The following is a 14,108-nucleotide window of genomic DNA, read 5'->3' on the forward strand; positions in this document are numbered from 1 at the left end:
AAAAAACGGCGACTACCTACTCTCCCACTGTTACGCAGTACCATCGGCGTGACCGGGCTTAACTTCTCTGTTCGGAATGGGAAGAGGTGGAACCCCGGTGCTATAGTCACCTGAATAAGGTAGACATGACGGAAAAAAGTAAATTCAAAAGCCGCAGCAGCAGCAGGCTAAACGTATATATGAAACCATCGTGACAAAAAGAAAGTCAACGGGCAATTAGTAAGGCTCGGCTTTGATATTACTACCTTTACACCTGCCTCCTATCAACGTCATCGTCTCTGACGACCCTGAGAAATCTAATCTTGTGGCTGGCTTCGTACTTAGATGCTTTCAGCACTTATCCAATCCCGACTTAGATACCCGGCAATGCACCTGGCGGCACAACCGGTAAACCAGAGGTCAGTCCAACACGGTCCTCTCGTACTAGTGTCAGAGCCACGCAAATTTCATACGCCCACGATAGATAGAGACCGAACTGTCTCACGACGTTCTGAACCCAGCTCGCGTGCCACTTTAATGGGCGAACAGCCCAACCCTTGGGACCTTCTCCAGCCCCAGGATGTGACGAGCCGACATCGAGGTGCCAAACCCCTCCGTCGATATGAGCTCTTGGGAGGGATCAGCCTGTTATCCCCGGAGTACCTTTTATCCTTTGAGCGATGTCCCTTCCATGCGGAAACACCGGATCACTATGCTCTAGTTTCCTACCTGATCGACTTGTGAGTCTCCCAGTCAAGCGCCCTTATGCCATTACACTCTGCGGACGGTTACCAATCGTCCTGAGGGCACCTTTAGAAGCCTCCGTTACACTTTTGGAGGCGACCACCCCAGTCAAACTACCCACCAAACAGTGTCCTCGTGACAACGAGTTAGAACTCAAATAATCAAAGGGCCGTATTTCAACAGCGACTCCACAGATACTGGCGTACCCGCTTCAAAGTCTCCGGCCTATCCTACACATCAATTACCCAAATTCAATGTTAAGCTATAGTAAAGGTTCACGGGGTCTTTTCGTCCCATCGCGGGTAATCGGCATCTTCACCGATACTACAATTTCACTGAGCTCACGGTTGAGACAGTGTCCAGATCATTACACCATTCGTGCAGGTCGGAACTTACCCGACAAGGAATTTCGCTACCTTAGGACCGTTATAGTTACGGCCGCCGTTTACTGGGGCTTCAATTCAATGCTTCTCTTGCGATGACATCTCCTCTTAACCTTCCAGCACCGGGCAGGTGTCAGGCTGTATACGTGATCTTTCAATTTTGCACAGCCCTGTGTTTTTGTTAAACAGTTGCCTGGACCTATTCTCTGCGCCCTACCTCTCAGCAGGGACCCTTTATCCCGAAGTTACAGGGTCAATTTGCCTAGTTCCTTAACCGTGAATCACTCAAGCGCCTTAGTATATTCAACCCGACTACGTGTGTCCGTTTACGGTACGGGTACCTCAAGGATTAAGTTTAGCGGATTTTCTTGGGAGTATGATTACACGCACTATTGGATTGTTCAGAAGAACGCTCCATACTATCAGGTTCGACTCTTGCGGTGGATTTGCCTGCCGCAATCAACATCTACACCCTTCAACGGACTATTCCGTCAGTCCGCGGCGCTGTCACGACTCCGTCTCCACGTCACTCCTTAAGGTAGTACAGGAATATTAACCTGTTCTGCCATCGGCATCACCGTTCGGCTGAGCCTTAGGACCCGACTAACCCTGATCCGATTAGCGTTGATCAGGAAACCTTAGTCTTTCGGCGAGGGGGTTTCCCACCCCCTTTATCGTTACTTATACCTACATTTGCTTTTCCACACGCTCCAGCAAAGCTCGCGCTTCACCTTCGACGCAGAGTGGAATGCTCCCCTACCGATACTTACGTATCCCATAGCTTCGGTAAAATGCTTGATGCCCGATTATTATCCACGCCAAACTCCTCGACTAGTGAGCTGTTACGCACTCTTTAAATGAATGGCTGCTTCCAAGCCAACATCCTAGCTGTCTTAGCAATCTGACTTCGTTAGTTCAACTTAGCATTTATTTGGGGACCTTAGCTGATGGTCTGGATTCTTCTCCTTTCGGACATGGACCTTAGCACCCATGCCCTCACTCCTGTGATAGGACTAATGCGCATTCGGAGTTTATCAAGACTTGATAGGCGGCGAAGCCCTCGCATCTTATCAGTCGCTCTACCTCACATTAGTAACTCACAAGGCTGCACCTAAATGCATTTCGGGGAGTACGAGCTATCTCCAAGTTTGATTAGCCTTTCACCCCCACCCTCAGGTCATCCGGAAGCTTTTCAACGCTTATCGGTTCGGTCCTCCAGTTAGTGTTACCTAACCTTCAACCTGCCCAAGGGTAGATCACTTGGTTTCGCGTCTACTCCTACTGACTATACGCCCTGTTCAGACTCGCTTTCGCTTCGGATACACATCTCAAGATGCTTAACCTTGCCAGTAAAAGTAACTCGTAGGTTCATTATGCAAAAGGCACGCCGTCACTGTTTAAAACAGCTCCGACCGCTTGTAGGCGCACGGTTTCAGGGACTATTTCACTCTTCTATTCGAAGTGCTTTTCACCTTTCCTTCACAGTACTGGTTCGCTATCGGTCTCTCGGGAGTATTTAGCCTTACCGGATGGTCCCGGCTGGTTCACGCAGAATTCCTCGTGCTCCGCGCTACTCAGGATACCACTACGCTTCGTCTGACTTCATGTACCGGGCTATCACCGTCTACGGCTCCTCTTTCCAGAGGATTCCATTCGTCAGATGTCTTGCGACATCGTGGTCCTACAACCCCATGGATGCCGTGACATCCATGGTTTGGGCTAATCCCCGTTCGCTCGCCACTACTAGGGGAATCATTGTTTATTTTCTTTTCCTGCAGGTACTAAGATGTTTCAGTTCCCTGCGTTAGCCTCTATCATTGGATAGATAACCGGTCTTCAACCGGTTGGGTTGTCCCATTCGGAAATCCGCGGATCAAAGGTTATTTGCACCTACCCGCAGCTTATCGCAGCTTATCACGTCCTTCATCGCCTCCGAGAGCCAAGGCATCCGCCATGCGCCCTTTCTTACTTTCTTCATATCACCGGATCGATTTGAAATCAATAATTAAGAATTTAAAAATCAATAATCAGGAATCCAAAATCGAAACACTACGGTTTGATATATACTTTTAGCTCTTTACTAAAATTTACTTTTTGTACATCATGTCAAAGATCGTTTGCCCTAAACTGTCAGTCGTCCTTTGACAACCGGCAATCCGAAGCGGAGTGGAGAATAACGGATTCGAACCGTTGACCCTCTGCGTGCAAGGCAGATGCTCTAGCCAGCTGAGCTAATCCCCCTTCGTACAAGTTGAAAGTTGGAAGTTGAGAGTTGAAAACTTAGTTTCAAACCCGCAATCCACCAGGCGTCGACTTGCGGAAGTAGTCCCAGGCAGAGTTGAACTGCCGACCTCTACATTATCAGTGTAGCGCTCTAACCAACTGAGCTATAGGACTAGTTCAACCTCGCCATGCGGCTCGGCTTCTTCTTTCTCTTGTTTATCTCTATCTATAATATAATATAGACGGTCGATCTATATGCTATAAATAAACAAGTACCAGTAGTACATTCAGAACCGGAAATGGACGCCCTTTACGGCATCGCTCCAGAAAGGAGGTGTTCCAGCCGCACCTTCCGGTACGGCTACCTTGTTACGACTTAGCCCCAGTCACCAGTTTTACCCTAGGACGCTCCTTGCGGTTACGTACTTCAGGTACCCCCGGCTCCCATGGCTTGACGGGCGGTGTGTACAAGGCCCGGGAACGTATTCACCGCGCCGTGGCTGATGCGCGATTACTAGCGAATCCAGCTTCACGAAGTCGGGTTGCAGACTTCGATCCGAACTGAGAGGGGCTTTAGGGATTGGCATCACATCGCTGTGTAGCGGCCTTCTGTACCCCCCATTGTAACACGTGTGTAGCCCCGGACGTAAGGGCCGTGCTGATTTGACGTCATCCCCACCTTCCTCACATCTTACGACGGCAGTCTCTCCAGAGTCCTCAGCATGACCTGTTAGTAACTGAAGATAAGGGTTGCGCTCGTTATGGCACTTAAGCCGACACCTCACGGCACGAGCTGACGACAACCATGCAGCACCTTCACAAATGCCTTGCGGCTATGCCGTTTCCGGCATATTCATTTGCAATTTAAGCCCGGGTAAGGTTCCTCGCGTATCATCGAATTAAACCACATGTTCCTCCGCTTGTGCGGGCCCCCGTCAATTCCTTTGAGTTTCACCGTTGCCGGCGTACTCCCCAGGTGGAATACTTAATGCTTTCGCTTGGCCGCTTACTGTATATCGCAAACAGCGAGTATTCATCGTTTACTGTGTGGACTACCAGGGTATCTAATCCTGTTTGATACCCACACTTTCGAGCATCAGTGTCAGTTGCAGTCCAGTGAGCTGCCTTCGCAATCGGAGTTCTTCGTGATATCTAAGCATTTCACCGCTACACCACGAATTCCGCCCACCTCTACTGTACTCAAGACACGCAGTTTCAACTGCAATTTTACGGTTGAGCCGCAAACTTTCACAACTGACTTACATGTCCACCTACGCTCCCTTTAAACCCAATAAATCCGGATAACGCTCGGATCCTCCGTATTACCGCGGCTGCTGGCACGGAGTTAGCCGATCCTTATTCATATGGTACATACAAAATGCCACACGTGGCACCCTTTATTCCCATATAAAAGAAGTTTACAACCCATAGGGCGGTCATCCTTCACGCTACTTGGCTGGTTCAGGCTCTCGCCCATTGACCAATATTCCTCACTGCTGCCTCCCGTAGGAGTTTGGACCGTGTCTCAGTTCCAATGTGGGGGACCTTCCTCTCAGAACCCCTATCCATCGAAGGTTTGGTGGGCCGTTACCCCGCCAACTGCCTAATGGAACGCATCCCCATCCTCTACCGAAATTCTTTAATAACAAAACCAGGAGGTCATGTTATACCATCGGGTATTAATCTTTCTTTCGAAAGGCTATCCCCGAGTAAAGGGCAGGTTGGATACGTGTTACTCACCCGTGCGCCGGTCGCCAGCGGTGTATTGCTACACCCTGATGCCCCTCGACTTGCATGTGTTAAGCCTGTAGCTAGCGTTCATCCTGAGCCAGGATCAAACTCTTCATTGTAAAAGTATTGTGACTGCACGAATCAATCATTAATGAATCAACAATTAAAACGCGGCAGTATATTGCTCTGTTCAGGATACCGTAAATCTATTGACGTCATTCTAAATACCTATATTAATAAGCATTGACGGTTCTAAATTTTTAATCTGTCATAACTTAATAAGACAGAATCGTACTACTTGTATTGTTTATCAATATTTCAAAGAACTATGGTTGCTTTGTTTTCAAAAGCGGGTGCAAAGGTAAGGGGTTTATTTTAAACCGCCAAATATTTCGGAAGTTTTTTTTTCGGGTTGCGGATTTTCTACTCTAAGACTCTCTTGCGAAAGGGAAAGAAAGAACCGACACACCAAACCGACCTTTTTTTTTGCGAACCGGACTGCAAAGATAACGAATTTATTGTTTTACTTCCAAAACTTTCAGGGAGTTTTTTTGTTTAAACCGTTAACTTGGAGAATGCGCTTTCAATATGTCAAAGAAACAGGCTCAGGCTCTTCAGCTAAGCGGATGCAAAAGTAGGCCTTTTTACGATACAAGCAAAAGATTTCAATGTTTATTTTTGAATAAAATGAAAATAAATATGTAAGGGGCTGATTATGAAACATGTTGTAGAACATAAAAACAGAGGAAGGGAAAGGAAGGGAAAAAGGGGACGATGAAGAAAGAAACGGATTGAAAGGGAGGGAAGGTCTATGGAAAAGAATCCGTTGCCGCATGGAGAAGCATTTATCATTACACAAGGAGAAAGGGAAAGGAAGGGAGGAAAGAGGGGGATGTAACGGATTAGAAACAAGGGAAAGGAGACTCTACGGGAAAAGGACGGAAACCCGTAGAGGAAGGAAGGGAGACTCGTAGAGGAACGGGGAGATTCTCTACGGGAAAAAAGAAGAAAAGACAAGAGGTTGGTAAACAGCACATTAAGAAAGAAGACGGATGTATCTATTTTTCAATAGAGAAAAGGAGCCTTTCAGGATGGAGAAAGGAAGAAGCCTTGTGACAAATATTGACAGGAAGGGGAAATGGAGGCCGGATACAGGAGGGGATAAAAGGAAGGAATGGGAAAAGAAAGGGAAGGCGTGCTTTTACCGGGAAAATACCATAAAGGAGAAGAAGAGCGGGAGTTTAAGTTGACGAATGGACAAATACGGGCAAAAAGGCTCCGGAAACAGGAAAGGCCGAATGATTCCGAAAAGAAGACAAAAGGGCATATATCAATCATATAAGGGAGAATTTCAGCAAGAAAAGGGATACGGATAGCCAAGGACAAGGAATGGATTTTAAGGCCATGTTAAAATCAATTCTCTACGCGCAAGAATACGTATTCCTGCAATCAGGAAATTAATTACTTAGAAGAGAGCAAAGAATATCAGGAAAAAGAAATTAACTATGTTAAAAAAAGAAAAGGATAGAAGAGGAAGTAAAAGATATGTTGAATGCATTGGAAACAGGTAAGAGAAATTTAATCTGTTCAAACAAACAAATTATCATCCAACCAACCACAGCCATTCTTCGACCATTTACTTTTGTTAAATCAGATTTATCCCAAAACAAAAGATTTTCGGCATTGTTGAATAACCAACTTAATATTTATAACCTAAACTTTAAAATTATGGCTAAAGAAAGTGTGAAAATCCTGCAAGGTAAGCTCGATGTAAAAAGTTTAATTGAACAGCTTAATGCTGCATTGTCTGAAGAATGGTTGGCATACTATCAATATTGGGTAGGCGCATTAGTCGTTGAAGGTGCTATGCGTACCGGCGTACAAGGTGAATTCGAAGAACATGCCGAAGAAGAACGCCAACACGCACAGTTAATCGCTGATCGTATTATAGAATTGGAAGGAACTCCGGTTCTCGACCCAAAACAATGGTTCGAATTGGCCAGATGCAAATATGACACCCCAACTCAATTTGATACGGTAAGTTTACTCAATCAGAATGTAGCATCCGAACGTTGTGCAATACTTCGTTACCAAGAAATAGCAAAATTCACAGAAGGAAAAGACTATACCACATGTGATATTGCCAAACATATCCTGGCCGAAGAAGAAGACCACGAACAAGATTTGCAGGATTACTTGAATGACATTGCCAAAATGAAAGAATCTTTTCTTAAGAAATAAGTAGTAGTTTCTTAAAGAGTGGGAAAGGGGGAGCAATCTGCGATAAGACGATTCCCTCTTTTTTTGCTCTATAATTCCTTAAGTTATCACATTTTTCACTCACCTCACTGTGACAAAACAAAAAACTATGCGACTTATGGGATAAATATCAACTCAATTATTTATCTTTGTTAGCTTTAATACGAGCTGGCATAAAAAACTATAAGTACAATGAAAGATTTCTTTAAATTTACGCTTGCCACAGTTACAGGTATTATACTGTCAAGCATCGTTCTGTTCTTCATCGGCATCATGGTGATTTTCGGAATCGTTTCATCATCCGATACGGAAACAGTCGTCAAGAAAAACTCAGTGATGATGCTCGATCTTAACGGTACACTGGTAGAACGTACTCAAGAGAGCTTAGAGGGAATATTCTCGGCATTGACAGGAGATGACTCCAATGTTTACGGACTCGATGACATTCTATCTTCCATCAAAAAAGCCAAAGAAAACGAAAACATCAAAGGCATTTATATACAGGCTTCCAGTCTGAGTTCCTCTTATGCGTCCCTGCAAGCTATTCGTAATGCCTTGAATGATTTTAAAGAAAGTGGCAAATTCATTGTCGCATATAGTGACGGATACACACAAGGTCTTTATTATCTCTCAAGTGTAGCAGACAAAGTACTGCTCAATCCGAAAGGAATGATTGAGTGGCGAGGCATCGCATCTGCACCGATTTTTTACAAAGATTTACTTCAGAAAGTCGGCATTGAAATGCAAATATTCAAAGTAGGTACCTACAAATCGGCAGTCGAACCTTTCATCGCTACGGAAATGAGCCCCGCTAACCGCGAACAAGTTACCGAATTCATCGGTTCTATTTGGGGACAAGTAGTGGACGGGGTTTCAGCTTCACGCCACATTTCACCGGATTCACTGAATGCTTATGCTGACCGGATGCTCATGTTCTATCCTGCGGAAGAGAGCGTAAGTTGCGGACTGGCAGACACCTTGATCTACAAAAACAATGTACGTGACTATCTAAAACAACTGGTTGACATCGATAAAGACGACCGTCTGCCTATTCTCGGTCTGAGCGATATGATCAATGTGAAAAAGAATGTGCCGAAAGACAAAAGCGGCAATATCGTAGCCATCTATTACGCATCAGGTGAAATAACAGATCAGGGAGGTTCGCCCACTTCTGAAGATGGAATTGTCGGTAATAAAGTTATCCGCGATTTACGTAAGTTGAAAGAAGATAAAGATGTCAAAGCAGTTGTATTGCGTGTAAATTCTCCGGGTGGAAGTGCTTTTGCTTCCGAACAGATCTGGCATGCCGTAAAAGAACTGAAAGCAGAAAAACCGGTTATCGTTTCAATGGGTGACTACGCAGCATCGGGCGGTTATTACATCTCATGCATAGCCGATACAATCGTAGCAGAACCTACTACTCTTACCGGTTCCATCGGCATTTTCGGCATGGTCCCCAATGTAAAAGAACTTACTGATAAAGTAGGATTGACTTATGATGTGGTAAAAACAAATAAATTTGCAGATTTCGGCAACATCATGCGCCCGTTCAACAATGATGAAAAAGCATTAATGCAGATGATGATTACGCAAGGATACGATACATTTGTTACCCGTTGTGCCGAAGGGCGTCACATGACTAAAGAAGCAATCGAAAAAATAGCCGAAGGCCGTGTATGGACCGGTGAAACAGCCAAAGAATTAGGATTGGTAGATGAACTGGGCGGTATTGACAAAGCACTCGACATTGCAGTCAAGAAAGCTGATCTGGAAGGATATACAGTTGTGGCTTATCCAGCCAAAAAAGATCTTTTCTCTTCTTTGTTAGACACCCAACCAACAAGCTATGTAGAATCTCAACTCCTGAAAAGCAAATTAGGAGATTATTATAAAGACTTCAGTTTATTGAAGAATTTAAGCGAACGCTCCATGATACAGGCACGCGTTCCATTCGAACTGAATATTAAGTAAACTTTTCTGCATGGAAGAAAATTTTATCAAGATACATAAATGGCTATACCCTATTTCATTCCTTTATGGAATAGGGGTTACCTTAAGAAACAAACTCTTTGACTGGGGATATCTCCGGTCAAAGAGTTTTAACGTTCCTGTCATCTGTATCGGCAACATTGCCGTAGGAGGAACCGGTAAAACGCCACACACCGAGTATCTGATAAAATTACTTCGTCATAAATTTCAGGTTGCCGTATTGAGCCGGGGATACAAACGCCATACAAAAGGCTACATATTATCTACCGGCGAAAGTAATGCACGCAATATAGGCGATGAACCTTACCAAATAAAATCAAAATTCTCCGATATCCGGGTGGCCGTGGACGAAAATCGCTGTCATGGCATCGAACAACTTTGCAAATTGAATAATCCTCCGGTAGAAGTTGTTCTGCTTGATGACGCATTTCAACACCGCTATGTTAAAGCCGGTCTCAACATCCTCCTGACAGATTATCACCGTCTGTTCTGTGATGATGCATTATTGCCAGCAGGGTTGCTTCGTGAATCCGTACATGGGAAAAATCGTGCACAAATTGTCATTGTCACCAAATGCCCTCCGGACATAAAACCGATAGATTTCAATATTATTACAAAAAGGCTGAACCTATTTCCTTATCAGATGTTATTTTTTTCTGCTTTCCGCTATGGAAACCTACAGCCGGCATTTCCGGAAATAGCAGGAAAAACAGAAAGAAAACTATCCACTTTGCAAGCAGACGAACAGGTGCTACTGCTCACAGGAATTGCTTCTCCTGCCCCTATTATGCAAGAGTTGGAGAAATATACATCGCATATAGACTTGTTGGCATTCGACGATCATCATAATTTCAGTCAACGCGATATACAGTCCATCAGGGAGCGGTTCAAAAAACTAAAGGGAGAACAACGCTTGATCATCACCACCGAAAAGGATGCCACCCGTCTGGTACATCATCCGGTGATGGATAGAGAACTAAAAAAATATATTTACATTCTTCCCATTGAAGTAGAAATATTACAGAATCAACAAGATATTTTTAACCAACACATTATTGGCTATGTTAGAGAAAATACAAGAGACGGCAGCTTTTCTGAAAGGAAAGATGCACACAAGTCCTGAAACGGCGATCATTCTGGGTACCGGACTTGGCAGCCTGGCAAATGAAATTACTGAGAAGTATGAAATAAAGTATGAAGACATCCCCAACTTCCCTGTATCAACCGTTGAAGGACATAGCGGGAAGCTTATTTTCGGTAAATTGGGTAATAAAGACATTATGGCAATGCAGGGACGTTTTCACTATTACGAAGGTTATTCCATGCAAGAAGTAACCTTCCCGGTGCGCGTCATGCGCGAATTGGGCATTAAAACATTATTCGTATCCAATGCCAGTGGTGGCACCAATCCCGATTTCGAAATAGGCGACCTGATGATTATTACCGACCATATCAACTATTTCCCCGAACATCCGCTTCGTGGAAAGAACATCCCATACGGTCCGCGTTTTCCGGACATGAGCGAGGCATACAACAAGGAGCTGATTCGTAAAGCGAAAGAGATAGCCAAAGAGAAAGGAATAAAAGTACAGCAAGGAGTTTATATAGGCACACAAGGACCAACATTCGAAACCCCTTCCGAATATAAGCTGTTCCACATTCTTGGGGCGGATGCCGTAGGCATGTCTACAGTACCCGAAGTAATTGTAGCCAATCATTGTGGAATTAAGGTATTCGGAATCTCGGTTGTAACCGATTTGGGAGTAGAAGGGAAAATTGTAGAGGTATCACACGAGGAAGTCCAAAAAGCGGCCGACGCTGCTCAACCCAAAATGACTACCATCATGCGTGAACTTATCAATCGTGCCTAATCCGTTCAAAACGGAAGGATCTTATCATTAATTAGATTTTATGAGAACAGAAATAGCAACCCTTGGCGAGTTCGGCCTCATCAAGCATCTCACTGAGGGAATCAAATTAGAAAATGAATCAAGCAAATATGGAATAGGCGACGATGCTGCCGTCCTCTCCTACCCTTCGGAAAAGCAAGTACTGGTGACAACCGACTTGCTTATGGAAGGTGTACACTTTGACTTGACTTACATGCCCTTAAAGCATTTGGGATATAAATCCGCCATTGTCAACTTCTCCGATATCTACGCGATGAACGGAACACCAAAGCAGATTACCGTCTCACTTGCCCTATCCAAACGCTTCAGCGTGGAAGACATGGATGAGTTTTATGCCGGGCTCCGCCTGGCATGCCAGCAATATCACGTTGACATTGTAGGTGGAGATACCACTTCTTCTCTAACGGGCTTTGCCATCAGCATCACCTGTATCGGAGAAGCGGATAAAGATAAAGTCGTCTACCGCAACGGTGCAAAGGAAACAGATCTAATCTGCGTCAGTGGTGATTTAGGTGCCGCCTACATGGGTCTGCAATTATTGGAACGCGAAAAAGCAGTATTCAAAGGCGAACAAGATGCGCAACCGGATTTCTCCGGCAAAGAATATCTGTTGGAGCGACAACTCAAACCCGAAGCTCGTAAAGACATTATTGAAAAGTTAGCTGCCGCCAATATTACCCCCACCTCCATGATGGACATCTCCGATGGATTATCTTCCGAGTTGTTACACATCTGTTCTCAAAGCAATGCCGGTTGTCGTGTTTACGAAGAACATATACCTATAGATTATCAGACAGCTGTTATGGCAGAGGAATTCAATATGAACCTCACAACCTGTGCAATGAACGGCGGTGAGGATTATGAGTTACTCTTTACCGTTCCTATTGCCGATCACGAAAAAATATCCGAAATGGAAGGAGTACGCCTAATTGGACATATCACCAAACCCGAATTAGGTTGTGCTCTAATAACACGAGACGGACAAGAATTCGAATTGAAAGCACAAGGTTGGAATCCTTTATTACAGAAATAGTATTTATTATTTCACCGATTCCAGAAATACGTATTTTAAATATTTTAAGATACGTATTTCTTATATACAAAAGGCTGTATTTAACATTCCACCAAAGACAACTAATAAATCCTCTCCTCCTTTCTATTTAATTAAAATAAAAATATTTTTCATCTTGTATATTGCTGATAATAAACCAGGTAATTAGATATCAATGATTTTTATTTCACTACTTCTTGCAGAATAAAAAAACTTTCACTACCTTTGCATTCGCAAAATAAAAGAAAGGTGCCATAGCTCAGTTGGTAGAGCAAAGGACTGAAAATCCTTGTGTCCCCGGTTCGATTCCTGGTGGCACCACCTTATAAATCAGAGAGTTACCTACTAAAGTAGCTCTCTTTTTTATTTGTAACAGACTATGGTTTACATGGAGTTTACGCAGGTTGTGTAAACCAAGAAGTAAACCATGAATGTGACCGTAAACGTGATTTGTTACAAATCTAAAGTACTCAAGAACAGTGAATCGCCCCTAATGATTAGGGTGTGCAAGGACAGGAAACGTAAGTACATCAGCATTGGATTGTCTATCAACCCCGCCCACTGGGATTTCACCAAGAATGCTCCTAAACCTAAATGCCCTAACAGGGAAGCTCTGACTACTCTAATCGCCCAGAAACTACAAGCATACTCTGAACAGATTATGGAGTTTAAGGCAATGGACAGGGACTTTACAGCAACGAGCTTAGTCGAGAAAGTCTGTAAACCCAGTAACTCAAAGACTGTAGGAGACGTGTTTACAGAGCAGATGCAGGCTCTTAGAGATGCACAACGGTGAACTGAAGAAAGTGGACAACCTACGATCGTATATGCTGCCGACATCGATTTATCGTCAAGAGAAAATACAAAGTATCAGCTATCATCAGAATAAAATTAAGGCTATTGACGAAGCAAGCATGATGTCTAATAATCATTTCCTCGCATAAAACGTGCTATAAAATCCATATTTTCCTGAACCAGTTGTTTTCCTCTTTCCATTCCTTTCATAGAATTAATGCAAACATCAGGAAGCAGTTTATGCTCTATCAAGTAATGCAACATTTCTTTCGGAGCCACCTCTGCAGACACAATAAGATTTACACCACCTGACTCAGCTTCTTTCTTATCATAATAAGGATTACGTTCATCCTTAATCATTAAAGCACCATTGGGAATTATAGCGATATCTTTATCCTTCTCTATATAAACAGCCAAAAAAGATCGCTCCATCATTTGGTCAGGGAAAGTAAAATTCTCGTCAAAACCAATGTGTCTATCAAACCATTCCAACATCTCTTCATTATTTTTGAAATATAACATAGGATGATTCTCATTAGCCTTCATGAGCTTATCATACAACGCAGAATCGCAGCCCATTGCAGATAACTTAGCTTTATATGCATCAAAAAGCGTTCTCCCCCGACTCCATGAACTCATACCATTCACCTGCCACTCACCATTGTATTTCACTAAAGAGGCCATAAAGCTTTTATTGTCCAGTAAAGTACTATCAGGCAAAGAATTGAAAGAATCGCGCGAAACAATGTACTCTTTCCCTTTCCTATCCTCCAAGCAAATTATTTGTGAATCATACCGTTTCAACAGATAGACCGAGTGCTTTAATGGTTCGATCATTGCAATACGTTCACTCTCGTCTACCACCCCCCAGTGAGACAACATAGCTGCCAGCCAATCCTTGCCATAAAGAGCTAACGGACCGGTCTTTTCACAACATGCCATAATGGAAGCGACAGCATAAGCAAATGCCGAATCATCCAAATCATCCTCCAATAAAGCTTGCAATTCGTCTTCCACTCTTTCTATCTGCTCTTCCGTAAAAAA

The 14,108-nt window shown here is 43.8% G+C and carries 8 protein-coding genes, 3 tRNA genes and 3 rRNA genes; 8 read left to right on the top strand and 6 right to left on the bottom strand.

Annotation, left to right across the window (positions count from 1 at the left end; translation table 11 throughout):
• Nucleotides 1-3: 3 nt before the first annotated feature.
• The 5 genes from rrf to RB604_RS00385 form a co-directional block, all read right to left on the bottom strand.
• Nucleotides 4-114: ribosomal RNA gene (rrf, locus tag RB604_RS00365) — 5S ribosomal RNA — on the bottom strand.
• Nucleotides 115-196: 82 nt separating this feature from the next.
• Nucleotides 197-3,081, bottom strand: a 23S ribosomal RNA gene (locus RB604_RS00370).
• 192 nt (nucleotides 3,082-3,273) lie between these two features.
• A tRNA-Ala gene (locus RB604_RS00375) sits at nucleotides 3,274-3,347 on the bottom strand.
• 82 nt (nucleotides 3,348-3,429) lie between these two features.
• A tRNA-Ile gene (locus RB604_RS00380) sits at nucleotides 3,430-3,503 on the bottom strand.
• 153 nt (nucleotides 3,504-3,656) lie between these two features.
• Nucleotides 3,657-5,179, bottom strand: a 16S ribosomal RNA gene (locus RB604_RS00385).
• The 16S, 23S and 5S rRNA genes sit together here with 2 tRNA genes alongside, the layout of an rRNA operon.
• A 972-nt stretch (nucleotides 5,180-6,151) precedes the next feature.
• Between RB604_RS00385 and RB604_RS00390 the strand changes: the two genes are divergently transcribed.
• The 8 genes from RB604_RS00390 to RB604_RS00425 all read left to right on the top strand — a co-directional run bounded on the left by RB604_RS00390 (nucleotide 6,152) and on the right by RB604_RS00425 (nucleotide 13,065).
• Complete coding sequence (locus tag RB604_RS00390) at nucleotides 6,152-6,310, top strand: hypothetical protein (RefSeq protein ID WP_165354002.1); 159 nt, start codon at nucleotides 6,152-6,154, stop codon at nucleotides 6,308-6,310.
• Between the two features lie 478 nt (nucleotides 6,311-6,788).
• Nucleotides 6,789-7,301 carry a ferritin-like domain-containing protein gene (locus RB604_RS00395; RefSeq protein WP_044094167.1) on the top strand — a complete coding sequence of 171 codons (513 nt, stop codon included), beginning with the start codon at nucleotides 6,789-6,791 and terminating at the stop codon, nucleotides 7,299-7,301.
• Nucleotides 7,302-7,511: 210 nt separating this feature from the next.
• Nucleotides 7,512-9,290, top strand: a complete 1,779-nt coding sequence (gene sppA / locus RB604_RS00400; protein ID WP_055295231.1) for a signal peptide peptidase SppA — start codon at nucleotides 7,512-7,514, stop codon at nucleotides 9,288-9,290.
• Between the two features lie 10 nt (nucleotides 9,291-9,300).
• Nucleotides 9,301-10,431 (top strand): tetraacyldisaccharide 4'-kinase, encoded by a 1,131-nt coding sequence (gene lpxK / locus RB604_RS00405; protein WP_005933908.1) that lies wholly within the window; start codon nucleotides 9,301-9,303, stop codon nucleotides 10,429-10,431.
• On the top strand, nucleotides 10,370-11,179 hold the full coding sequence (locus tag RB604_RS00410; protein ID WP_005933910.1) for a purine-nucleoside phosphorylase: 810 nt from the start codon (nucleotides 10,370-10,372) through the stop codon (nucleotides 11,177-11,179). The genes lpxK and RB604_RS00410 overlap by 62 nt, the downstream gene beginning before the upstream one ends.
• Before the next feature lie 40 nt (nucleotides 11,180-11,219).
• Nucleotides 11,220-12,251 (top strand): thiamine-phosphate kinase, encoded by a 1,032-nt coding sequence (gene thiL, locus RB604_RS00415; RefSeq protein WP_005933911.1) that lies wholly within the window; start codon nucleotides 11,220-11,222, stop codon nucleotides 12,249-12,251.
• Nucleotides 12,252-12,517: 266 nt separating this feature from the next.
• Nucleotides 12,518-12,590 (top strand) — tRNA-Phe (locus RB604_RS00420).
• Nucleotides 12,591-12,696: 106 nt separating this feature from the next.
• Nucleotides 12,697-13,065 (top strand): Arm DNA-binding domain-containing protein, encoded by a 369-nt coding sequence (locus RB604_RS00425; protein ID WP_224206429.1) that lies wholly within the window; start codon nucleotides 12,697-12,699, stop codon nucleotides 13,063-13,065.
• A gap of 125 nt (nucleotides 13,066-13,190) precedes the next feature.
• On the opposite strand, the gene RB604_RS00430 is transcribed toward RB604_RS00425, so the two are convergent.
• Nucleotides 13,191-14,081 (bottom strand): DUF3843 family protein, encoded by an 891-nt coding sequence (locus tag RB604_RS00430; protein ID WP_055295235.1) that lies wholly within the window; start codon nucleotides 14,079-14,081, stop codon nucleotides 13,191-13,193.
• Nucleotides 14,082-14,108 lie beyond the last annotated feature (27 nt).

It is taken from the genome of Bacteroides salyersiae, from assembly GCF_031172035.1.
GTDB classification, from domain to species: domain Bacteria; phylum Bacteroidota; class Bacteroidia; order Bacteroidales; family Bacteroidaceae; genus Bacteroides; species Bacteroides salyersiae.

What these genes read in the sequence shown, in the direction of transcription:
- RB604_RS00390 (WP_165354002.1), top strand. Translation starts at nt 6,152, where the DNA reads ATGGAGAAAGGAAGAAGCCTTGTGACAAATATTGACAGGAAGGGGAAA.
- RB604_RS00395 (WP_044094167.1), top strand. Translation starts at nt 6,789, where the DNA reads ATGGCTAAAGAAAGTGTGAAAATCCTGCAAGGTAAGCTCGATGTAAAA.
- sppA (WP_055295231.1), top strand. Translation starts at nt 7,512, where the DNA reads ATGAAAGATTTCTTTAAATTTACGCTTGCCACAGTTACAGGTATTATA.
- lpxK (WP_005933908.1), top strand. Translation starts at nt 9,301, where the DNA reads ATGGAAGAAAATTTTATCAAGATACATAAATGGCTATACCCTATTTCA.
- RB604_RS00410 (WP_005933910.1), top strand. Translation starts at nt 10,370, where the DNA reads ATGTTAGAGAAAATACAAGAGACGGCAGCTTTTCTGAAAGGAAAGATG.
- thiL (WP_005933911.1), top strand. Translation starts at nt 11,220, where the DNA reads ATGAGAACAGAAATAGCAACCCTTGGCGAGTTCGGCCTCATCAAGCAT.
- RB604_RS00425 (WP_224206429.1), top strand. Translation starts at nt 12,697, where the DNA reads ATGAATGTGACCGTAAACGTGATTTGTTACAAATCTAAAGTACTCAAG.